Origin of the sequence: Massilia eburnea (genome assembly GCF_050709955.1) — a bacterium.
In the GTDB taxonomy this organism is placed as follows: domain Bacteria; phylum Pseudomonadota; class Gammaproteobacteria; order Burkholderiales; family Burkholderiaceae_D; genus Rugamonas; species Rugamonas eburnea_A.
In genome coordinates this window covers 172783-195070 of sequence record NZ_JBNZFX010000032.1, presented here as the reverse complement: position 1 = coordinate 195070, position 22288 = coordinate 172783, and the positions used below count along the sequence as shown (strand labels likewise).

Below are 22288 nucleotides of genomic sequence, written 5' to 3'. Positions count from 1 at the left end.
CCGCCCAATGATTGCAACCAAACTCATCCCCAAGCTCACTTCCCTGCTGATCCTTGGCGCCTGCGCCGGCCTGGCCCAGGCGGCCGCGGCCGAACCAGCCAAGCACGCCATCACCCACGAAGACGTGTGGCTGATGAAGCGCGTCGGCGCCCCGCAGCCTAGCCCGGACGGTAAATGGGCCGTGTTCTCGGTCACCGATCCCGCCTACGACAGCAAGGAACAATGGTCCGACATCTGGATCAAATCCTTGGTGGACGATAGCGCGCCGCGCCGCCTGACCTTCAGCAAGGGGGGAGAATCGGCGCATGCATGGTCGCCGGACAGCCGCTTCCTGCTGTTCGTCGCCAAGCGCGAAGGAGACGAGGCGCCGCAGATCTATCGCATCGATGTCGCCAACGGCGGCGAAGCACAGCGCATGACCAGCCTGACGCTGGGCGCACGCATGCCGAAGTGGAGCCCGGATGGCAAGCAGGTCCTGTTCGTCAGCGAGATCTTCCCTGGCGCCGCCGATGAAGAAGCCGTAAAGAAGGTCGCCAAGGAGCGCAAGGACCGCAAGTACAGCGCCCGCGCCTACGAATCCTTCCCGCCGCGCTTCTTCGACAAATGGCTGGACGACAAGAAGGTGCGCCTGTTCGTGATGGATGCGCAGCCGGACGCCAAGCCGCGCGACATCCTGGCCGGCAGCAAGCTGGCCGACCTGCCTGGCTTTGGCGGCAGCCAGGGCGACGATGGCCAATCGGTGAACGCGGTCTGGTCGCCGGATGGCAAGGGCGTGGTATTCGCCGTCTCCACTAACCGTGACCAGGCCGCGCGCGCCTCGACCTTCACCCAGATCTACAGCGTGGCGCTGGCCGGCGGCGAACCGGCCCAGCTGACCAGGGACGGCCGCAGCTACCACGACCTGCGCTTCTCCCCAGATGGCAAGACCCTGCTCGCGCTGACCGAAGAAGAAGTACCGAACAAGGTCTACGACCTGACTCGACTGGCAAGCTTCGCCTGGCCATTCACCAATGCGCAGCCGAAGATCCTGACCCAGGACCTGGACCGTTCGATCTCGCGCTTCGCCCTGCCGGGCGATGGCAAGCGCATTTACTACTCCTTCGAGCATGCCGGCCTGGAAAAGGTCAATTCGATGAACTACGCCGGCGGCGACAAGCGCGAAGAACCGTCGCTGCCGAACGGCTCGCTCAACTCCCTGAACGCGGGCGGCAAGGCGCTGGTTGGCGTATGGGAATCGGCCATCAACCCGCCGGAAATCTACTCCTTCAACGGCACGCCAAAGCGCCTGACCTCCTTCAACGTGGAAAAAGCCGCAGCCATCGATTGGCAGGCACCCGAGCACTTCTGGTACAAGACTCCGGACGGCCGCCAGATCCACAATATGATCGTGAAGCCGGCCGGCTTTGACCCGAACAGGAAATACCCTCTGTTCGCGGTGATCCACGGCGGCGCGGCGAATATGTGGCGCGACCAGTTCGTGCTGCGCTGGAACTACCACCTGCTGGCCAAGCCGGGCTATGTGGTGCTGCTGACCGACTACAAGGGCTCCACCGGCTACGGCGAAGAATTCGCGCGCTCGATCCAGTACGATCCGCTGAAAGGCCCGGGCGACGAAATCAACTGGGCGGTGGACGAAGCGATCAAGAAGTATCCGTTCATCGACAGCAGCAAGCTGGCGGCAGGCGGCGCAAGCTACGGCGGCCACCTGGCCAACTGGCTGCAGGCCACCACCACGCGCTACAAGGCGATCGTGTCGCACGCGGGCCAGATGGACCTGGTGATGCAATGGGGTACCAGCGACAGCATCTACGGCCGCGAAGTCAATGGCGGCGGCCCGGTATGGAGCAACCTGCCGGTCTGGCGCGAACAAAGCCCGATCATGCAAGGTGCCAACCACGAAAAAGGCACTGGCTTCAAGACGCCGATCCTGATTACCGTGGGCGAACTGGATTACCGTGTACCGGTCAACAACTCGCTGATGAACTTCGCGGCACAACAGCGTTTGAATACGCCAAGCAAGCTGGTAGTATTCCCGGACGAAAACCACTGGATCCTGAAAGGCGAGAACAGCCGCTACTTCTATAACGAGGTACACGGCTGGCTCGCCAAGTACCTTGAACAATAGGAGAAGTAAACGATGACGGTTGCAAACTGGTGTATCGCCGCGGCCTGCCTGCTGCCAATGATGGTCGCACTGACGCCGAAAGTCGCCTCAGTCGCAGGCGAGGACCGCTACGACAACGCCGATCCGCGCGATTGGGCCGGCCGCCAGGCCGGCTGGATGAAACGCGCCCACGCCGCACACCTGAACGGCTTTGAAGCACTGCCGCTGTTCATTGCAGCCGTTATTCTCGCGCAGCAGGCGCATGCCAACCAGGACCGCATCGACATCCTGGCGATGGCCTTCGTCCTGATTCGCGTGACCTACAGCATCATCTACATCAGCAACCTGGCCACGCTGCGCACGCTGGTGTGGTTCGCCGGCATCGGCGTCAGCCTGGCGATCCTGGCCCAAGCCTGACCGCCGTTCCGCTCCTTTAAGCAGCGCTGGCTGCGACCGGGGCCGCTGCGGCGGCAGGCCGCAGCCGGATCGCCAGCACCATCAAGCCGGCCACCAGGCAGGCCGCGCCCGCGGTGAACAGGGCCGGATTGTAAGTAAGCAGCAGCGTACGCACCTGCCCCGCCCCGAACGCGGCAACCGCAGCACCCAGCTGGTGGGCCGCGAAGATCCAGCCGAACACCATGCCGGCTTTCTCCTTTCCGAAGGTGGTAGCGACCAGGCGCACAGTCGGCGGCACGGTAGCGATCCAGTCCAGGCCATAGAACATGGCAAACACCGACAGGCCATACAGCGTGAAATCCGAATAAGGAAGCCACAGCAGCGACAGGCCGCGCAAGCTGTAATACCAGAACAGCAGCTTGCGGTTGTCGTAGCGGTCCGACAGCCAGCCGGACAGGATGGTGCCAATCAGGTCAAAAGCACCCATCATCGCCAGCACCGAAGCGGCAGGCACCGGTCCCAGGCCGGCATCCCCGCACAGGGAAATGAAGTGGGTCTGGATCAGGCCATTGGTACTCAGGCCGCAAATGAAGAAACTGCCGGCCAGCAGCCAGAACACCGGGCTGCCCGAAACTTCGCGCAAGATGCGGAACGGGGTTGCGAAGCCGATCGCCATCGGCGCCACCGCCGCGCTTGCAGGCTGCGTTGCACCGAACGGCAACTGCCCCACATCGGCAGGACGATTGCGCATCAGGAAGAACACGGCGGTTGCAATCACGCCGCACGCCACCAGTACCGGCACCACTGCCATGCGCCAGCCAAAATGCTCCACCAGCCATGCCCCGACCGGCAGGAAGATCAACTGCCCCGTTGCCGAACTGGCCGTCAGCAAACCGACCACCAGGCCGCGACGCGTTTCGAACCAGCGATTGGACACCACCGCGCTCAGGACCAGCGCCGTCATGCCCGAGCCCACGCCCAGCATCACGCCCCATAACAGCACCAGGTGCCAGAACTGCGTCATCCCCAGCGCCAGCAGCGAGCCGGCCGTGACCAGGCCAAGCGCTGTCACCACCACTTTGCGCAAGCCGAAGCGCTCCATCAGGATTGCGGAGAAAGGCCCCATCAGGCCAAACAGCGCAAAGCGCACGGCCAGCGCCGACGATATCTGGTCGACGCCCCAGCCGAATTCCTTGCTCAGCGGCTGCAGCAGTGCGCCCGGCAGGCCGAGTGCGGCCGAAGACGTCAGCCCGGTCAGGAAGGTCAAGGCAACGATGACCCACGCGTAGTGGATGCCGCGGCGTTGCAACCGCTGGGAGAGGGTATATGCGATCATGCGAACCATGTTAAATGATGATCGTCATTAATGCAAGAAAAAGAAAAGCCGGCGCTCGGCCGGCTTTTCATCGAAGCAAGGTGCCGCTTATTTCTTGACCTGCAGGGAAGATTTCACTTCCTGCACGCCCTCGATCTTGCGGGCCAGTTCGATCGCTTTATCAGCTTCCGCTTTCGATGGCACGAAGCCGCTCAGCATGACAATACCCTTCTGGGTTTCCACGTGAACGTCCATGGCCTTGACCAGTGGATCGGCTGCGTATTCAGCCTTCACCTTGGTGGTGATCATGGTGTCGGACATCGCAGTGCGCGTGTCGGCGGTTGCCTCGCGTGCCGCAGCACGGGTGTCGGCAGTGGCGTCGCGCGTAGTATTGGCCAGGTTGGTGCCGGCTTCACGCGTGTTGTGCGCTACGGCAGCCGTGGTGCTGGTGGTACCGGCGTTGGCCAGTGCGGTTTTGTGGGAAGATTTTGCATCGGACTTGCAGGCCGACTTTGCCGAACCGCTCATGTCGTCGCAACGTTCCTTGGCCAGGTCATACTCGGCATCGGCCAGTTTGCGCTGGGCTTTGTCCACGTCCTTGGCCGTGTTCTGGTGCTGCCTGGTCGCATCAAGGACAGCGCGCGCTTCAGCAACTTTGGCTTCATCCTTGCAGATATCTTCAGCATTGCCCTTCAAGCTCTTGCAATTGTCTTTAGCAACCTTGTAGTCGGATTCAGCCTTTTCCTTCGCCGCTTTATAGGCGTCGTTATCGGCAGCCTGCGCGACAGCGAACGAAGTACTGAACAGGGCAGCCAGCGAGATACACAGAATTTTCTTCATGGTTAGTCCCCTTTAGGATGGTTTGCATGGCGATTAAACGCCTCCTGGGAACTATTTTCTGTGCGCGACCGAACACAGTTAGGTTATTGCTCGTCCTTAAGCAAGCCCTTCCCCCACAGCACGCGTGCCTGTTCGAAGGGGTTACGTTCGCTGGAGAACACAGCGCCGTTGGCAGCAAGTTGCAACCAAGCCCGCGTATTGTGCGATCCATGCTCGACAGGCTGGCGCACCTGCATCAGCCAGGCATGCACCTGCGGGTATTGCGCCGCGTTGGAGCGTTGCGTCCAGGCCAGCGCCACCAGGTCGGAGAAGGCTTCTTCGCGGCGGGTGTCGCGCATTACTTTCGACAATGCCTGCAGCGCCGGATTGTCGAGCTGCGCATGCGGTGCTTCCACAAAACCCGCCGGCAAGGCGTGCCAACTACCTTCCGCCTGGCGCCAGCAATGGCCGACTTCGTGTGCTGTCATCGCTTCGATCAAAACCTTTTGTTGCTCGGCAGGGACACCGGACAACACTTCCTCAGCCTGTGGATTGCCGCGCATGGAAAACACCAGCTTGCAGCGGCCATCGGCAAAGCCCATGGCCAGCGGCACGTCGTTCGGGCCAGCTTGCGGCTGGACCACAATATCAATCGGGAGTTTGAGTTCCTGTTTGGCGTAGGCCAACACTGAAGAACCGGCTTGCAGCCAGCGCGTTTCGGTTTCCGTCAGCTGGGCAGCACCAGCAGAGGCAGCAAAGAAAGACAGCAGGATTGGCAGGCTCAGCTTCATGACAGAACTCCGGTAACTGGCTACAACTATACATGCCTTGCGGCAAGCTGTTACCGGAGTTTCTGCGCTGTTACAAAATATTGGCTGAGCTGGTCGACAAGATTATTTTGCCAGCAAGGAGTTGGCAGTCGGGAAAGATGGACGGATGTCGTTCGGGACTTTCTTCATCTTGTCCAACGCCTTCTGCACGTCGGGGCGGATGACGACGTACTTCGCCATCATGTCCTTGGCACGCGCATAATCGCCAGTCGCTTCAATGGTGAGGAATTCACGGTCAAGATCGGTCACCGCTTGCTTGATCTTCTTGAAGTCGATCGAGAAGGTGCCATCGCCGTGCGACACGAAGCCGCCTTTGTCCAGCAGGTAGTTGACCTGGATCGCCATGCCGCGCGCATGCGAGTCGGTCAGGCCGAAGTGCAGCGTGCGGAAGGCCGACGCCAGGAAGGTGGTGTGCAGCTTGCGCTCCGCCACCTCGCCCTGGCCCAGGGTGTCGTTCAACTGGCCCTTCTCCATCATGTACATCAGGGCGAACAGGCCGGTGATATCGGCTTTCGCTTCCTCGATTGTGGAATAGGCTTCCTTCAGGTCCTGGCGCGGAGTGGACTCGGTGGCGCCAGCCTTGGTGATGTGCGGACCCAGGCCGTGCGTGATTTCATGCGCCAGGATATGGGTGAAGAAGGAATTGAAGTCCAGGTCCTTCTGGTCCGCGGGACGCAGCACCAGCTTGGCGATCGGCGTCAGCGTTGCCTTGAATTTTTCCTCCTGCACGTTCTTCAGCATCACGCGCTTGGACCCGCGCTGGCTGATGATGCGCTCGTCGTTCGGCAGGTTGTAGGCGGCGGTCTGCACGCCCATATTGCCGTCGCCCGCGCCATACACCTGGTTCACCACCACCATCGGCGCCACGGCGCCCACCTTCGGATTGCGGTATTGCGGATCTACCGGCAGGTTGTCTTCCAGCTCCTGCATATGCTTGGCGAAGAAGTCCAGCTTGCGCGTTTCCTTATCGTCGCGGATGTTTACGTAGGCTTCGAAGGCAGCCTTGTAGCCGAACAATTCGTCGTTATAGGTTTCGTACGGGCCGATGGTGACGTCGACCGGTGAGTCCAGGTCCATCCAGGCGAAGTCGGAAGGCAGGTAATCGTTGGACAGGAAGGCATCGGCGCGCAGGTCGAGGAATTTCTTCAGCGATGCGTTGCTGGTGGCCGCAGAGGCTTCTTTCAGCAGCTTGGACAGCTTCACCAGCTCCGGCTTGTACTCGTCCGAATATTTGACGATCTTGAACTTGCCGTCATCGCCCTTGCGGATGGTGGTGAAGAACCACTGCGCGTCCTGCTTCTGTGCGGCAGGCAGGCCGTTGATCCAGGCTTCCACTTCTTCCTTGCTGGCACCCTCCGGATAGAAATTGGCGGCGGCAGGCTTATGCTCCGGCACCTTGATACCCGCTACATCCGCCGGCAGGAAGGACTTGTGATCGTCGAGGATGGACCACGGGCCCTTGTTCAGCCAGAAGTATTCGGCGCGGGCCTTACCCAGCGCGGACCTGTCCTTTTGCAGCGCAGCGTACAAGGCCTCGTTGCCCGACCAGCGCTGGCGCAGTTGCAGGGTGTCGACAATCTTCGCCGCCTCGATCAGTTTCCTGATCGCCTGGCGGTCGCCGGCGGAAAGGTGCGAGGTGTCAGCCTTCAGTTGCACCGGCGCATAGCGCTTGGTCATCTTCTGCAGTTCGGCGACGTCGGCGGGAGCTGCGGCAGCGGTGGCGCTGGCGAGCGCCAGCACCAGCGGGGTCAGGAGGTTTTTCATGTGGCCTTTTCTCTACAGTTAAAAGGAAGGCCACATTGTATGCCTGCGTCTACCAGGCGCGGTAGGTTTTTCCGGAATCTGCGCCTTCCACGCAACGGCTGTATGCGCGTGCCACGCGGCTGGCCGGAACGGGTTCGAAACCATGAAACAGCGCGTCGAATTTTTCCGCCGACTCCTCCAGCAGCGAAGGATTCACCACGTTGATGCGCAGGCCGCGCTGCAGCTCGACCGCCGCGCCGCGGGCGAAGCCCTCGATGCCGTTATTGACCGTTACCGTGTTGGCGCAGCCACGCAGCGGATTGTGCGCATCGACGCCGCTGGTCAAGGTGATCGAACCACCGTCGTTCAGCGCGTGCTGTGCCACCAGGGCCACGTTCACCTGCCCCATCAGCTTCGACGCGAGGCCGATGCGGAACTGGTCGTGCGTCATCGCTTGAAGCGGGCCAACGTGCAGCGCGCCTGCCGCCACCACCACGTCATCCACCCTGCCCGTTTCTGCGAACAGGGCCCGAACGGAAGCGACATCCTCGATTGCCACCCGATGATCGCCGCTACTGCGGCCAGCGGTGATCACGCGGTGACGCTTGCCCAGCTCCCGCACCACGGCGCTGCCGATGGTGCCGGTGCCGCCAATTACCAGGACCGTACGCATTACCACACGCGGTAGGTTTTGCCGTTTTCCGCGCCTTCCACGCTGCGGCTGTAGGCCAGCGCCACACGCTTCACCGGCACGGTTTCAACGCCATAGAAGTAAGGGCCGTAAGTTTCGACCGACTCATTGACCAGGGTCGGGCTGACGGAGTTGATGCGCAGGCCGCACGGCAGCTCGATGGCGGCGCCGAGGACGAAACCATCCACGGCGGCATTGACGGTGCTGGCATTGACGCCATAGCGGATCGGATTGTCGGACAGGCTGCCGCTGGTCAAGGTGATCGAACCGCCATCATTCAGGTACTTCTGCGCAGCCAGCGCCACATTCACTTGGCCCATCAGCTTGGAGTTGAGGCCGATGTAGAACTGCTCCGCGGTCATTTCCTGCAACGCGCCGAAATGCGCATCGCCGGCAGCCACCACCACGCCATCCACCTTGCCGACTTTTTCGAACAGTGCCTGCACCGAAGCGGGGTCCTCGATCTTCACCTGGTACTGGCCACTGCTGCGGCCCACGCTGATCACTTCATGGCGCAAGCCCAGTTGTTCCACGATGCCTTTGCCGATGGTGCCCGAGGCGCCGATAACGATGATCTTTTTCATGTGATTCTCCTGTTGGGTTTCGAAGTGAAGCCAGTATGCGCTCCGTCACCGCAGGAATAAATGAGCTATCATTTAGATAATTACAAACTCATAGTTCGCAATGGACAAGCTACGCAGCATGGAAGTATTCGTCGCCGCCGTCGACACCGGCAGTTTCACCGCAGCGGCGGAACGTTTCGGCATTTCCGCCGTGATGGTCGGCAAGCACGTACGCGAACTGGAGCAAAAGCTCGGCGCCGCCCTGCTGACGCGCACGACACGGCGCCAGTCGCTGACCGAGATCGGCCGCCAGTACGCCGAGCAATGCCGCGCGATCCTGGCCCAGATCGGCGCCGCCGAAAGCCTGGCCGAAACCATGCGACTGGCGCCGCGTGGCGTGTTGAAGATAACGGCTGCGGTGTCTTTCGGGATGGAATGGCTCAGCCCCATGATCCCTGACTACCTGGAGATGTTCCCCGAAGTCAGCGTGGAGCTGAGCCTGAACGACCGCATGATCGACATGGTAGAAGAAGGTTTCGACGTCGCCGTGCGCATCGGCACGCTGGAAGATTCATCGCTGGTGGCCCGCCCGCTGCGGCCCTATGGCGTGGTGATTTGCGGCTCGCCCGGCTACCTAGCGCAGCGCGGCGTGCCGCAAGAGCCGGCCGACCTCGCGCAGCACGAATGCCTGGAATTCAGCGGCTGGGTGCCGCAAGCGCGCTGGCGCCTGAAAGGCCTCAAGGACAGCCGCCACATCCCATTAAGCCGCCTGCGCGCCAACAACAGCTTCGCGCTGAAGCAGGCAGCGTTAAAAGGCTTCGGCCTGATCATGCAAGCCGAAACAGCGCTGGCGCAAGACATCGCCGCCGGCCGCCTGGTGCGCGTGCTGGACGACTACCTGCCCACCCCGCGCCCCATGCACCTGCTCTACCCCCGCGACCGCCAGCCCACACCCAAGTTGACCAGCTTCATCGACTTCATGCTCTCCCGCCTCGGCCCTTGCAATTAAAAAGTCGGGGTCAGCTCCGGCAATCGGACATTTTGTCCGATTGCCGGAGCTGACCCCGACTTTTATGCGTTAAGGGGCTTGCCAGCCGCCGCCGAGGGCGCGGGCGAAGCTCACTGTTGCGAGCATGCGCTGGGTGTTGATTTGCACGGCGGCGCGGTCGGCGGCGAGGGCGCTGCGCTGGGCGTCGGTGACGTCGAGGTAGGTGCTGATGCCGCGCTCGTAACGGGCGCGGGCGACGTCGTAGGCGCGGGTCGCCGCTTCGCGGGACGTGGCCTGGACCTTGCCTTGCTGCGTGCGTTGCTGCACGTCGGACAGGGCGTCTTCCACTTCACGCAAGGCGGTCAGCAGCCTGCCTTCGTGATTGGCTACCGCTTCTTCGTAGCGCGCCTTGGCGACAGTCAGGTTGGACTGGTTGCGGCCGCCGTCGAGGATCGGCAGCGATAATGCCAGCGGGCCGAAACTGAATGCGCGCGAGCCGCCTTTGGAGATGTCGCTCAGGCTTTCCGAGGCATAGCCGAAGTTGCCGGTCAGGCTGACCGATGGGTAGAACGCGCCTTCCGCCACACCGACGCTGGCATTGGTCGCGCGCAGGGTGGCGACGCTGGCCGCCAGGTCGGGACGATTGGCCAGCAGCTTGGCCGGCAGGCCGGCTGGAATCACCGGCGGTGCGGGCATCTCGGTAGCCGCTGCCGGCTCCAGTTGCATCGACGATGGCGAGGCGCCCACCAGGACCGCCAGCGCGTGTTCCAGCGTGTTGCGCTGGCGTTGGACTTCTTCCAGGTCGGCTTCGGCGTTGGCGCGTTCGATGCGGGCACGCGAGGTGTCCAACTCGTTCGACAGGCCGGCGTTGAAACGGGCGTTCACCAGTTCCTCGGTCTCCTTGCGGGTGGCAAGTGCGCCGCGCAGGATCGCCATTTCGGCATCCAGGCCACGCAACTGCCAGTAGCTGGTGGCGATCTGCGACGACAGCAGCAACAGCACGCCGTCGCGGTCATGGCTGGCCGCCAGCGCTTGCGCGTCGGCCGACTCCACGGCGCGGCGCACGCGGCCAAACAGGTCCAGCTCATACGAGAAGCCTGCCGCTACCGAGTAGTTGTTGCCGTGGATAGAGCGGTGGCCCAGTGCGATACCTTGCGAGGTGTTGGCCGAGGTGCGCGAGTTCGATACGCCGGTACTGAGCGTCACGGATGGCAACTGGCTGGCTTTCACCAGCCCCAGTTGCGCTTCGGCCTGGAACAGGCGCTGCGCCGCCGCCTTGACGGTCGGGCTGTCGCGCAGGGCCTGGTGTTCAAGCCGGTTCAGCGTGTCGTCGCTGAACACGGTCCACCACTGCGCCGGCAGTTGGGCTTCGCCGCTCGCGCCTTGTGGCGCATGGCGGAAGGCCTGCTCTTGCATGCCGGCAGGCGCTTTGAAGTCGCTGCCGACGGTGCCGCAACCGGCCAGCACCGCTGCTGCGCCAACTGCCATTGCAATCATTTTGATGTTCATACTGTTATCTCAATTCTTTTTAATGCGCGCCGGAGCCGCCACCCGAAGGGGATTTCACTTTGTCGGACAGCCACAGGATCAGGATGCAGGACAGCAGGATTGCGCCCACGATCAAAAAGCCGTCGTTATAAGCCATCACGAAGGACTCGCGCCGCACGATGCCGTCCACCGCCTTCAGCGCCTTGTCCGATGCCGTGACCGGATCGAAGCCCTTGCCGATAAACGATTGCGTCAGCTGGTCCAGGCGCAGCTGGGTCGCGGCCGAGAAGCTGTTCACTGCCTCGCCCAGGCGGGCCGAGTGGAAGTGTTCACGCTGCGTCAGCTGGGTTGCCAGCAAGGCGATGCCGATCGAGCCGCCCAGGTTACGGATCATGTTGAACAGGCTCGATGCGGATGCAGTGTCTTTTGGCGCAATGCCATTCATCGCAAAGTTCGACAGCGTCAGCATGACAAACGGCTGGCCCAGTGCGCGCACCACCTGCGACAGCAGCAGCTGGTCGTAGCCGGTGGTCGCGTCCATGTAGGCATTCATGATGCAGGACACGCCGAACAGTCCCAGGCCGATCGAGCACAGGATACGGTTGTCGACCTTCATCGACAGCTTGGCCGCAAACGGCATGATGAACAGCTGCGGCAAGCCGGCCCACATGATCACTTCGCCGATCTGCATCGGCGAATAGCCGGCGATCTGGCCCAGGTACAGCGGCAGCAGGAAGGACGAGCCATACAGGCCCATGCCCATCACCGCGGCCAGCGCCGACGCAACAAGGAAATTCCGCTGCGCGAACAGCCCCAGGTTGACGAAGGGTTGCGGCCGCATCGCGCTGGTCAACACCCAGCCCAGCAAACCCACGATCGACAAGCCGGCAAACGCAATGATGAAGCCCGATTCGAACCAGTCCTTGCTGTTGCCCTCTTCCAGGAAGATGGTCAGGCAGCCCAGGCCCATCGCCATGAAGGCAATACCAAGCCAGTCGGCGTTGAACAACTCGCTGAGCTTGCGCTCTTCGTGGTCAAGGCCATATGCCACGCCGGCGATCAGCAGCAGGCCGGGCACCCAGTTGATGTAGAAGATCGAAGGCCAGCCATACAGCTCGCTCAGGTAGCCGCCCAGGGTCGGACCCATGGAAGGCGCCAGCGTTGCGGTCAAGCCGAAGATCGCCATGCCGGCCGCGCGCTTGGAGGCGGGCAGCTTGGCCATCACCAGCGTCATCGCCATCGGGATCAGCGCGCCGCCGGTAAAGCCCTGCATCATGCGGAACAGGATCATGCTTTGCAGGTTCCACGCCGCGCCGCACAGGGTCGAGAACACCAGGAACAGCGCGGTGGTGCCCATCATGTAGCCGCGCATGCCGAAGGTACGCGTCAGCAGCGCCGTCAACGGGATCACGATGATCTCGGCCACCAGGTAGGCGGTCGAGATCCAGGAGCCCTCTTCCTGCGTGGCGTTCAGCGCACCGAGGATGTCGCGCAGCGAGGAGTTGGTGATCTGGATGTCCAGCACCGCCATGAAGGCGCCCAGCATGCCCGCAGCAACGGCGATCCAGGTGCGGCCGGATACCGGACCTTCCGGCACCATCATTGGGGCACTCATTTTGCGTTCGACTTGATGCTGACTTCAGCGATGGCGGACATGCCCGGCACCAGGCGGCCTTCGTAGGCTTTCAGGTCTTCCGGCTTGAAGGTGATCTTGACCGGCACGCGCTGCACGATCTTGGTGAAGTTGCCGGTGGCATTATCGGCCGGCAGCAGTGCGAACTGCGCGCCGGAGGCTGGCGAGAAGGAGTCGACACGGCCAACCAGTTCCTTGCCTGGCAATGCGTCGATGCTCAGGCTCACTTCCTGGCCTACACGCATGTCGGCGAGTTGGGTTTCCTTGAAGTTGGCTGTAACCCAGACATTGTCCTGCACCAGGGCCACCAGTTGCTGGCCAGGCTGTACGCGCTGGCCCACTTCCAGGGAACGCTTGCCGACACGGCCTTCGACCGGAGCGACGATGCGGTTGTATGCCAGTTGCTGCTGCGCGTCTTTCAGCTGCACTTGCAGTACTTTGACTTGTGCCTTCAGCACTTCACGGGCCGAGGTGGCGGATCCGATTTGCGCTTTCGCTGCCACGGCGCTGTCCTTGCGTGCTGCCACGTCGGCAGTAGCGCTGGCGCGGGCTGCGTTGGCAGCATCCAGTTCGGCTTTCGATACGGCCTTCATCTGGCTGGTGAACAGCTGGCCGTAACGCTCGGCGTCCTGCGAAGCGCGCAGCTGGTTGGCTTGTGCCTGCGCCACCTGGGCGGAAGCGGCGCTGGCTTGCGCGTTCACCTGGGCGATCTGGGCGTCGGCCTGCAGGACCTGCTGCTGCACGCTGGCGATCTGCGCGTGGATCTGTTCTACCTTGACCTGCTGGTCGAAGGGATCGAGTTCGGCGATCACGTCGCCGGCTTTCACGAACTGGTTGTCGTCCACCAGCACTTTCGTCACCACGCCCGAAATGCGGGAAGAAACCGGGTGCACGTGGCCTGCCACGTAGGCGTTTTCCGTTTCCACGTAATGATGGCTGCGGTACCACATGCGACCGCCAGCAGCCAGGGCTGCCAGGGCGATCAGGCCGGCGATCACGAGCACGCGACGGTTAGGCGGAGTAGCTGCGGGAGTGGCAGGAGTGGCAGGAGGCGCGGCCTCTGGTACGGCGCTGAGCACTTTTTGTTCGGCTGGGTTGTGCTGGGACATGGTGGGAAGCTCCCTGAAAATGAAATGAGTCGTGTGCATTATTCGTCAATCAATGATCAAAGTCAAGAAATGAAACGATTGCATTTCATTTTTAATTGGCATAAAGTGAGGGCTATCTGATAGCCTTCGGGCCTTACTTTTGGTTTCCAATCATGTCTGTTGAACAAGTTCCTGAGCCAGTCAAAGCCGGCCGCCCCAAGGCCGCCGAGGCCGAAGCACGCCTGAATGACCTGCTGGATACGGCCGCGCGGCTGATCCTCGAAAAGGGCTATGGCAAGGTCAGCCTGGAAGCCATTGCCAAAGAAGCACGGGTTGCCGTGCGCACCATCTATGTGAAATTCGGTGGCAAGGCCGGCCTGCTGAAGGCCATCCTGCTGCGCTACCGCGCCGGCGCCTTCGACCCGGCCGGGATGGAAACCCTGCACCGCCCGATCCGCGACACGCTGCGGGAATTTGGCTTGCGGTTCCACCGCCTGGTCAGCACACCGGAAGCGACTGCGCTATACCAGATCGTGGTGGCGGAAGCCCACGCCAATCCGGACCTGGCCGAAGCCTTCTGGGATGCCGGCCCGCGCCAGACGCGCGAGCTGCTGGCGCGCTATTTCGCCCGCCCCGATATTGCGGCCCAACTCGATACGAATTCGACGCCCGAGCGCCTGGCGATCCACCTGATGAACTGCCTGATGGGCGACCAGTTGCGCCGCTTCCTGTTCGAGTCGCGCTGCGGCGTGGCCACCACGCCGGAGCAGATCGAGCAGGGCATCGACCTGTTCCTGCACGGCGTCGTCAAGCGTTAAGTACAGCTTAAGCGTGCGCGACAGCGTATGTGCGCTAGCGCACGGTGGGCCATCGGCTGGCTGCCGGATACTGATCTCCTCAAGAACATAATTAAGGTGGGAGGTTGTATGAGCAAGGTCAACCGGCTCGAATGGAGCAGGCAAATCGCCACGATTAACGAGCGCATCAAGGGTTTCCAGGCAAACCCGAACAAGGAGCACCTGGATGCCGCGATCGATGAACTAAAGGCCTATGCAGAAGCTGCCAATAGCGGCGGCATCGAAATCCCAGAGCGCTTCATAGCGAGCTAACAACAAACCGGGCAAAAGCCCGGTTTTTTATTGCAGCAACGCGCTTCCTGTGTCACGATGCCCACCCCTAGTATCAACTTATTGGTAGTAAACATGAGCGAACAAGCAACCCAACAGCAGCAAAACGACGACCAGAAATTCTTCGAGAACATCGACGCCTACATTGCCCTGGCCAACGCCCACGAAAACAGCAACAAAGGCGCGCCACAACTGGTCGGCGCCAGCCTGATGTTCGCAGCCGCCCGCTACAACATCTTCCTGGTAGCCCGCGCCCAAGGCGACCTGGAAACCTACAACGGCAAGAAAGAAGAAGCCAAGGCTTACTTCATGGACCAATTCAGCAAAATGTTCGACGACAACTGGAACGACTACAGCCAGCACTTCGAGCAGTACCGCAACCAGAAGTAATGTCCACCTTGGGGTCAGGAAGGAAAGTGGACATTTTCCTTTCACCCCAACTCCCCGCCGTCTCCTGATCTAAATCAGTTCGCTTTATTGTCGCGGTGCTATCGTCGGTGAATGAGCCGACCACCACGCCCCCTGCTCCCGGATGCCTTCTACCACGTCACCGCACGTGGCAATCGCAAGGCCAAATTCTATCTTGACGATCACGACTACCTGACCTGGCACGACCTGGTCGCCCGCACCGCCGACCGCTTCGGATTCATCTGCCATGCTTATTGCCAGATGCCGAACCATTTCCATTTGCTGCTAGAAACGCCGATGCCTAACCTGTCCGAAGGCATGCATTTCCTGAATTGCGTCTACTCGCAAAACTTCAACGTGCTGCACGGGCTAACGGGGCATGTGTTTCAGGGCCGCTTCCATTCTGTACTACTGGAAGAAGAGTCACATTTCCTGGAACTGGTTCGATACATCGCATTGAATCCAGTGCGGGCGGGCTTGGTGCTTGACGCAGCGCGTTGGCGCTGGAGCAGCTACCGGGCGACGGCTGGTCTGGTTGCGGCGCCGGATTGGCTCGATACGTCAATCATACGGGAACGTTTTCACGGCACAACCGCTACCGAGCGCATCCGGGCTTACTGTGACTTCGTATCCGCCGGGATCGGCGGGCACAATCCATTGAAGCCACCTCCCCTGCCTATCGTGAATGACAAAACGGAGCGCCAGCAAGCCATCGCCGAAGCCTTGCGCGCAGGCCTGCACAGCCCTACTCAAATTGCAGAGCACTTCAAGGTTTCAACGAAGACGGTACAAAGAATCCGCGCAGCCGAAGCTGCGCGTTGAACAAGAGGAAATGTCCACCTTGGTTCCTGACCCCAAGGTGGACATTTTATTGGAGCAAGCTTAGCGCTTGCGTGGCGGCGGCAGGTCGGTGCAGACGCCTTCGTAGGCTTCGGCGGCCATGCCGATCGATTCGCCTAACGTTGGGTGCGGGTGGATGGTCTTGCCGATGTCGATGCCGTCGGCGCCCATTTCGATTGCCAGGGCAATTTCACCAATCATGTCGCCGGCGTGGGTGCCGACGATGGTGCCGCCGATGATGCGGTGAGTCTCAGCATCGAACAGCAGCTTGGTGAAGCCTTCGTCCCGGCCGTTTGCTACGGCGCGGCCGCTGGCTGCCCATGGGAAGTGGCCCTTCTCGACCTTGATGCCCTTGGCTTTCGCTTCGTCCTCGGTAATGCCGGCCCATGCCACTTCCGGATCGGTGTAGGCCACCGATGGAATGATCTTGGCGTCGAAGTAGGCTTTCTCGCCGTGGGCTGCTTCTGCTGCGACGTGCGCTTCGTGCACGGCTTTGTGCGCGAGCATCGGCTGGCCGACGATGTCGCCGATGGCGAAGATGTGCGGCACGTTGGTGCGCATCTGGTTGTCGACGTTGATGAAACCGCGCTCGGTGACGATCACGCCGGCCTTGTCGGCGGCAAGCTTCTTGCCGTTCGGGCTGCGGCCGACTGCTACCAGCACCATGTCGTACAGCTGCGGCTCCGGTGCGGTGGCGCCGGCTTCGGCTGCTTCGAAGGAGACCTTGATGCCTTCCGGCAGCGCTTCCACGCCGACGGTCTTGGTCTTGGTCATGATGCGGTCGAAGCGCTTTTCGTTGTACTTCTGCCAGACCTTGACCGCTTCGCGGTCGGCGCCTTGCATCAGGCCGTCCATCATTTCGACCACGTCGATGCGCGCGCCGAAGGTGCTGTACACGGTGGCCATTTCCAGGCCGATGATGCCGCCGCCGATCACCAGCATCTTCTTCGGCATGAAGCGCAGTTCAAGCGCGCCGGTGCTGTCGACGATGCGTTTGTCTTCAGGGACGAATGGCAGCTTCACCACGCTGGAACCTGCGGCGATGATGGCTTGTTTGAACTGGACCACTTTCTTGCTGCCGTCGGCTGCGGTGACTTCGATGTGGTTTGGGCTCAGGAACTGGCCTACGCCCTGCACTACGTTCACCTTGCGCATCTTGGCCATGCCGGCAAGGCCGGTGGTCATCTTCTTGATGACGCCGTCCTTGTAGCTGCGCACCTGGTCGATGTCGATGGTCGGCTTGGCAAAGCTGACGCCGTTCTTGGCCATGTGGCTGGTTTCGTCCACCACCGCTGCCAGGTGCAGCAGGGCTTTCGATGGGATGCAGCCGACGTTCAGGCAGACGCCGCCCAGGGTCGCGTATTTCTCGATCAGGACCGTGTTCATGCCCAGGTCTGCGGAACGGAAGGCCGCCGAGTAGCCGCCAGGGCCGCCGCCCAGGACCATCATGTCGCAGGTGATATCAACCTGGCCGGCGTAGCCGCCAGCTTGCGGCGCAACCGCAGATACCGGCGGTGCTGCTGGTGCAGGAGCAGCGGCGGCCGGCGCCGGGGCAGCGGCAGGAGCCACAGCCGCCGGCGAAGCAGCAACGGCGCCAGCGGTTTCCTCGACCACCATCAGCGCGGATCCTTCGCTCACCTTGTCGCCAACCTTGATCTTCAGTTCCTTGATCACGCCTGCATGGGTCGACGGAATTTCCATCGAGGCTTTGTCGGATTCGACGGTGGCCAGGGACTGGTCGACCTTGACGGTATCGCCAACCTTGACCAGCAGTTCGATCACTTCAACTTCCTTGAAGTCGCCGATGTTCGGTACTTTAACTTCGATCATCACGGCCTCCTTACAGCAGGATCTTGCGCATATCGGCCAGCACTTCGGCCAGGTATGCAGCGAAGCGCGCGCCGGACGCGCCGTCGACCACGCGGTGGTCGTAGGACAGCGACAGCGGCAGCATCAGGCGCGGCACGAACTGCTTGCCGTCCCATACTGGCTTCATGGAGGATTTGGAGAGGCCAAGGATCGCCACTTCCGGCGCGTTCACGATCGGGGTGAAGGCAGTGCCGCCGATGCCGCCCAGCGAGGAGATGGTGAAGCAGGCGCCCTGCATGTCGGTCGGCTTCAGCTTGCCTTCGCGCGCTGCCAGCGACAGTTCGCCCATTTCCTTGGCGATCTGAGTCACGGACTTCTGGTCGGCGTTCTTCACCACCGGTACCACCAGGCCTTGCGGCGTGTCGGCGGCGAAGCCGACGTTGTAGTACTTCTTCAGGATCAGGTTCTCGCCCTTTTCGTCCAGGGACGAATTGAAGGTCGGGAATTTCTTCAGCGCGGTCACGGAGGCCTTGATCACGAACGCCAGCATGGTCAGCTTGACGGCGTCCTTGTTCTTGGCGTTGGCGTTGTTGCTGTCGACGCGGAACTGTTCCAGGTCGGTGATGTCGGCGTCTTCGAACTGCGTCACATGCGGGATCATTACCCAGTTGCGGTGCAGGTTCGGGCCGGAGATCTTCTTGATGCGCGGCAGCGGGGACAATTCGGTTTCGCCGAATTTGCTGAAGTCCAGCGATGGCCACGCCAGCAGGTTCAGGCCTGCACCGCCACCAGCGGCGGCGGGTGCTGCGCCCGGCGATGCTACTGCGCCGGAGACGATGCCTTTAACGTAGTTCTGCACGTCTTGCTGGGTCACGCGGCCTTTCGGGCCGGTGCCGCCAACGCGGGCCACGTCCACGCCCAGTTCGCGGGCGAACTTGCGGACGGATGGGGAGGCGTGGGCCAGTTTGCCGTTCACCGCAGGGGCGGATGGCGCGGAGGATGCTGCCGGCGCTGCGACGGCAGTGGCCGCGGCTGCAGCGGCGGCAGGAGCAGTTGCCGGCGCCGGAGCGGCGGCAGCAGGTGCGGACGCTGCGGCCCCGCCGACGGCGTCGACGATCAGCACCAGGGAGCCTTCAGCAACCTTGTCACCCACCTTGACCTTCACTTCTTTCACCACGCCGGCGTGCGACGATGGGATTTCCATGGAGGCTTTGTCGGATTCGACGGTCACCAGGGACTGGTCCTTGGCGATGGTGTCGCCAACCTTGACCAGCACTTCAATGACTTCCACTTCCTTGAAGTCGCCGATGTCCGGCACCTTCACCTCGACCGGGCCGGCGGCGGCTGCGGCCGGCGCCGGCGCTGCGGCGGCAGCTGCAGGCGCTGGGGCGGCCGGTGCCGGCGCAGCGGCTGAGGCAGGTGCCGCTGCAGGTGCAGCGGCAGCGCCGGAAGCTTCAACGACCAGCAGCAGCGAGCCTTCGGCAACCTTGTCGCCGACCTTCACTTTGATTTCCTTGACGACGCCGGCTTGCGACGAAGGAATCTCCATCGATGCCTTGTCCGATTCAACGGTCACCAGCGACTGATCAACCTTGATCGTGTCGCCCACCTTGACCATCAGCTCGATGACTTCGACTTCCTTGAAGTCGCCGATATCCGGGACTTTCACTTCAACCATGCTCATAGTGTTTGCTCCGTCTTCTATTTATTGGGTCACCGGATTTGGCTTGTTCGGGTTGATGCCGTACTTCTTGATGGCGTCTTCCACCACCGACAGCGCGATCTTGCCTTCGTCCGCCAGGGCGCGCAGGGATGCCACGGTGATGTAGTAACGGTTCACTTCGAAGAACTCGCGCAGCTTGGCGCGGCTGTCCGAACGGCCAAAGCCATCGGTGCCCAGCACCTTGTAGGTGCGGCCGGCAGGCATATATGGACGGATCTGGTCGGCAAATGCACGCATGTAGTCGGTGGTTGCGACGATCGGGCCGGTGGTGTCCTTCAGCAGGCCGGTCACGTAAGGCACGCGCTGTTCCTTGGTCGGGTTGACCATGTTCCAGCGGTCGCAATCGGCGCCATCGCGCGCTACCAGGGTCAGCGAAGGAGCGGACCACACGTCGGCGGCGATGTTCCAGTCGTTCTTCAGCAGTTCTGCCGCGAAGATGGATTCACGCAGGATGGTGCCCGAGCCGACCAGCTGCACGCGCTGCTTGGCGGACTTGTCGCCCTCTTGCAGCAGGTACATGCCCTTCAGGATGCCCTCTTCCTGGCCTGGCTTCAGGCCTGGGTGGGCATAGTTCTCGTTCATGATGGTGATGTAGTAGAACACGTCTTCCTGCTCACCCACCATGCGGCGCAGGCCGTCCTGGATGATCACGGCCAGTTCATGGCCGAAGGTCGGGTCGTACGGCACGCAGTTCGGGATGGTGGCGGCAACGATATGGCTGTGGCCATCTTCGTGCTGCAGGCCTTCGCCGTTCAGCGTGGTGCGGCCGGCGGTACCGGCCATCAGGAAGCCGCGTGCGCGCATATCGCCCGCTGCCCATGCCAGGTCGCCAACGCGCTGCAGGCCGAACATCGAGTAGTAGGTGAAGAACGGGATCATCACACGGTTGTTGCTCGAATACGAGGTCGCCGCAGCGATCCACGAGCTCATGCCGCCCGCTTCGTTGATGCCTTCCTGCAGGATCTGGCCGGCCTTGTCTTCGCGGTAGTACATCACCTGGTCCTTGTCGACCGGCTCGTACAACTGGCCTTGCTGGTTGAAGATACCGATCTGGCGGAACAGGCCTTCCATACCGAAGGTACGGGACTCGTCAACCAGGATAGGCACCACGCGCTGGCCCAGCGACTGGTCGCGCAGCAGCGCGGTGATGATACGCACATAGGCCTGGGTGGTGGAGATCTCGCGCCCTTCAGGGGTCGGGTCGGTCACTGCCTTGAAGGCTTCCAGGCTTGGCACGACCAGTTGCTCGTCGGCCTTGGTGCGGCGCGACGGCAGGTAGCCGCCCAGCGCCTTGCGGCGTTCGTGCAGGTATTTCATTTCAGGCGCGTCGTCGGACGGCTTGAAGAACGGGATGTCCTTCAGCTGGTCGTCCGGGATCGGGATGTTGAAGCGGTCGCGCATTTCGCGGATTGCCTCGTCGTCCAGCTTCTTGGTCTGGTGCGCGGTGTTGCGCGCTTCGCCGGACTTGCCCATGCCGAAGCCCTTGACGGTCTTCACCAGCAGCACGGTTGGCTTGCCGACCGATTCGTTGGCCTGTTTGAATGCAGCGTAGATCTTGTGCGGATCGTGGCCACCGCGGGTCAGGCGCCAGATGTCGTCGTCCGACATGTTGGCGACCATTTCCAGCAGCTTCGGATGCTTGCCGAAGAAGTGCTTGCGCACATAGGCGCCGTCTTTCGCCTTGTAGTTCTGGTATTCGCCATCGACGGTTTCCATCATCACCTTCTGCAGGATGCCGTCCTTGTCCTGTGCCAGCAGGTTGTCCCAACCCGGGCCCCAGATGACTTTGATGACATTCCAGCCGGCGCCGCGGAAGTCCGCTTCCAGCTCTTGAATGATCTTGCCGTTGCCGCGCACCGGGCCGTCCAGGCGCTGCAGGTTACAGTTGACCACGATGTTCAGGTTGTCCAGCTGTTCGCGGGCAGCCATGCCGATCGCGCCCATCGATTCCGGTTCGTCCATCTCGCCGTCGCCGCAGAAGGCCCAGACCTTGCGGCCTTCGGTATTGGCGATGCCGCGTGCGTGCAGGTACTTCAGGAAGCGCGCCTGGTAGATCGCCATCAGCGGGCCCAGGCCCATCGACACGGTCGGGAATTGCCAGAATTCCGGCATCAGCTTCGGGTGCGGGTAGGACGACAGGCCCTTGCCGTCGACCTCTTTACGGAAATTCAGCAATTGTTCTTCGCTCAGGCGGCCTTCCAGGAAGGCGCGCGCGTAGACGCCGGGGGACGAGTGGCCCTGGATGTACAGCAGGTCGCCGCCGTGGGTTTCGCTCTCGGCTTTCCAGAAGTGGTTAAAGCCGATGCCCAGCATGTTCGCCAGCGAGGCGAACGAGGACAGGTGGCCACCCAGGTCGCCGTCGGCGCGGTTGGCCTTGACCACCATCGCCATCGCGTTCCAGCGCATCCACGAGCGCAGGCGCTCTTCGTATTCCAGGTTGCCTGGACAGTGGACTTCTTTGTGGGCGGGGATGGTGTTGACGTAGGCGGTGTTGGCGGAGAACGGAATGTCGGCGCCGCGGCGGCGGGCCAGGTCGACCAGTCGCTCCATCAGGTAGTGGGCACGTTCAGGGCCTTCGTTTTCCAGGACGGCTTCCAACGCCTCGAGCCATTCTTTGGTTTCCTGTGCATCAGGATCGTTGGCGGTTTGTGCCGTGACCTGGTCAAGTTGAGCTGACATGTAACTAGTCTCCTATCGATTGAAGGCGCGCCACCCTTATGTCT

Annotated in this window: 19 protein-coding genes; 7 read left to right on the top strand and 12 right to left on the bottom strand. The window is 61.9% G+C overall.

The annotated features are described in order from the left end of the window. Nucleotides 1–7 precede the first annotated feature (7 nt). Together ACQ4MM_RS19330 and ACQ4MM_RS19325 are read left to right on the top strand one after the other, a co-directional pair. Complete coding sequence (locus tag ACQ4MM_RS19330) at nt 8–2125, top strand: prolyl oligopeptidase family serine peptidase (protein WP_431478871.1); 2118 nt, start codon at nt 8–10, stop codon at nt 2123–2125. A gap of 12 nt (nt 2126–2137) precedes the next feature. Then, the gene (locus ACQ4MM_RS19325) at nt 2138–2521 is read left to right on the top strand and encodes an MAPEG family protein (RefSeq protein ID WP_431478870.1); all 384 of its coding nucleotides are present in this window, start codon (nt 2138–2140) and stop codon (nt 2519–2521) included. Between the two features lie 16 nt (nt 2522–2537). On the opposite strand, the gene ACQ4MM_RS19320 is transcribed toward ACQ4MM_RS19325, so the two are convergent. The 6 genes from ACQ4MM_RS19320 to ACQ4MM_RS19295 form a co-directional block, all read right to left on the bottom strand. Beyond that, the gene (locus ACQ4MM_RS19320) at nt 2538–3836 is read right to left on the bottom strand and encodes an MFS transporter (protein WP_431478869.1); all 1299 of its coding nucleotides are present in this window, start codon (nt 3834–3836) and stop codon (nt 2538–2540) included. An 87-nt stretch (nt 3837–3923) separates the two neighbouring features. Then, on the bottom strand, nt 3924–4655 hold the full coding sequence (locus tag ACQ4MM_RS19315; protein WP_431478868.1) for a BON domain-containing protein: 732 nt from the start codon (nt 4653–4655) through the stop codon (nt 3924–3926). An 83-nt stretch (nt 4656–4738) separates the two neighbouring features. Then, nucleotides 4739–5425 carry a hypothetical protein gene (locus ACQ4MM_RS19310; protein WP_431478867.1) on the bottom strand — a complete coding sequence of 229 codons (687 nt, stop codon included), beginning with the start codon at nt 5423–5425 and terminating at the stop codon, nt 4739–4741. Nucleotides 5426–5527: 102 nt separating this feature from the next. Beyond that, the gene (locus ACQ4MM_RS19305; protein ID WP_431478866.1) at nt 5528–7228 is read right to left on the bottom strand and encodes a dipeptidyl-peptidase 3 family protein; all 1701 of its coding nucleotides are present in this window, start codon (nt 7226–7228) and stop codon (nt 5528–5530) included. Nucleotides 7229–7277: 49 nt separating this feature from the next. Then, entirely contained in the window at nt 7278–7880 is a 603-nt protein-coding gene (locus ACQ4MM_RS19300; protein ID WP_431478865.1) for a short chain dehydrogenase, read from the bottom strand. After that, a complete protein-coding gene (locus ACQ4MM_RS19295) occupies nt 7880–8482 on the bottom strand; it encodes a short chain dehydrogenase (protein WP_431478864.1) in 603 nt (200 codons plus the stop codon). Before ACQ4MM_RS19295 ends, ACQ4MM_RS19300 begins: the two co-directional genes overlap by 1 nt. A gap of 100 nt (nt 8483–8582) precedes the next feature. Between ACQ4MM_RS19295 and ACQ4MM_RS19290 the strand changes: the two genes are divergently transcribed. Then, nucleotides 8583–9470: a LysR family transcriptional regulator gene (locus ACQ4MM_RS19290; protein WP_431478863.1), complete on the top strand. Its 888-nt coding sequence runs from the start codon at nt 8583–8585 to the stop codon at nt 9468–9470. Between the two features lie 69 nt (nt 9471–9539). Here the strand turns inward: ACQ4MM_RS19290 and ACQ4MM_RS19285 are convergent, their stop codons facing one another. The 3 genes from ACQ4MM_RS19285 to ACQ4MM_RS19275 are packed head-to-tail and all read right to left on the bottom strand — an operon-like array spanning nt 9540 to nt 13679. After that, entirely contained in the window at nt 9540–10958 is a 1419-nt protein-coding gene (locus ACQ4MM_RS19285) for an efflux transporter outer membrane subunit (protein ID WP_431478862.1), read from the bottom strand. Between the two features lie 19 nt (nt 10959–10977). Next, entirely contained in the window at nt 10978–12552 is a 1575-nt protein-coding gene (locus ACQ4MM_RS19280; protein WP_431478861.1) for a DHA2 family efflux MFS transporter permease subunit, read from the bottom strand. Then, entirely contained in the window at nt 12549–13679 is a 1131-nt protein-coding gene (locus tag ACQ4MM_RS19275; protein ID WP_431478860.1) for an HlyD family efflux transporter periplasmic adaptor subunit, read from the bottom strand. Before ACQ4MM_RS19275 ends, ACQ4MM_RS19280 begins: the two co-directional genes overlap by 4 nt. Before the next feature lie 152 nt (nt 13680–13831). Here ACQ4MM_RS19275 and ACQ4MM_RS19270 point away from each other — a divergent pair, with 152 nt between their 5' ends. From ACQ4MM_RS19270 to ACQ4MM_RS19255, 4 genes are all read left to right on the top strand, one after another. Beyond that, nucleotides 13832–14476 carry a TetR/AcrR family transcriptional regulator gene (locus ACQ4MM_RS19270; protein ID WP_431478859.1) on the top strand — a complete coding sequence of 215 codons (645 nt, stop codon included), beginning with the start codon at nt 13832–13834 and terminating at the stop codon, nt 14474–14476. A 108-nt stretch (nt 14477–14584) separates the two neighbouring features. Then, nucleotides 14585–14767, top strand: a complete 183-nt coding sequence (locus ACQ4MM_RS19265; protein ID WP_431478858.1) for a hypothetical protein — start codon at nt 14585–14587, stop codon at nt 14765–14767. Between the two features lie 93 nt (nt 14768–14860). Then, complete coding sequence (locus ACQ4MM_RS19260) at nt 14861–15175, top strand: DUF3144 domain-containing protein (RefSeq protein ID WP_090441874.1); 315 nt, start codon at nt 14861–14863, stop codon at nt 15173–15175. A 111-nt stretch (nt 15176–15286) separates the two neighbouring features. After that, entirely contained in the window at nt 15287–16015 is a 729-nt protein-coding gene (locus tag ACQ4MM_RS19255) for a transposase (RefSeq protein WP_431478857.1), read from the top strand. A 60-nt stretch (nt 16016–16075) separates the two neighbouring features. Here the strand turns inward: ACQ4MM_RS19255 and lpdA are convergent, their stop codons facing one another. Genes lpdA through aceE form a run of 3 tightly spaced genes read right to left on the bottom strand, consistent with a single transcriptional unit; the run spans nt 16076 to nt 22244 of the window. Then, nucleotides 16076–17863 (bottom strand): dihydrolipoyl dehydrogenase, encoded by a 1788-nt coding sequence (gene lpdA / locus ACQ4MM_RS19250; protein ID WP_431478856.1) that lies wholly within the window; start codon nt 17861–17863, stop codon nt 16076–16078. Nucleotides 17864–17873: 10 nt separating this feature from the next. Then, complete coding sequence (aceF, locus tag ACQ4MM_RS19245) at nt 17874–19526, bottom strand: dihydrolipoyllysine-residue acetyltransferase (protein WP_431478855.1); 1653 nt, start codon at nt 19524–19526, stop codon at nt 17874–17876. 21 nt (nt 19527–19547) lie between these two features. Next, a complete protein-coding gene (gene aceE, locus ACQ4MM_RS19240; RefSeq protein WP_431478854.1) occupies nt 19548–22244 on the bottom strand; it encodes a pyruvate dehydrogenase (acetyl-transferring), homodimeric type in 2697 nt (898 codons plus the stop codon). Between the last annotated feature and the right edge of the window lie 44 nt (nt 22245–22288).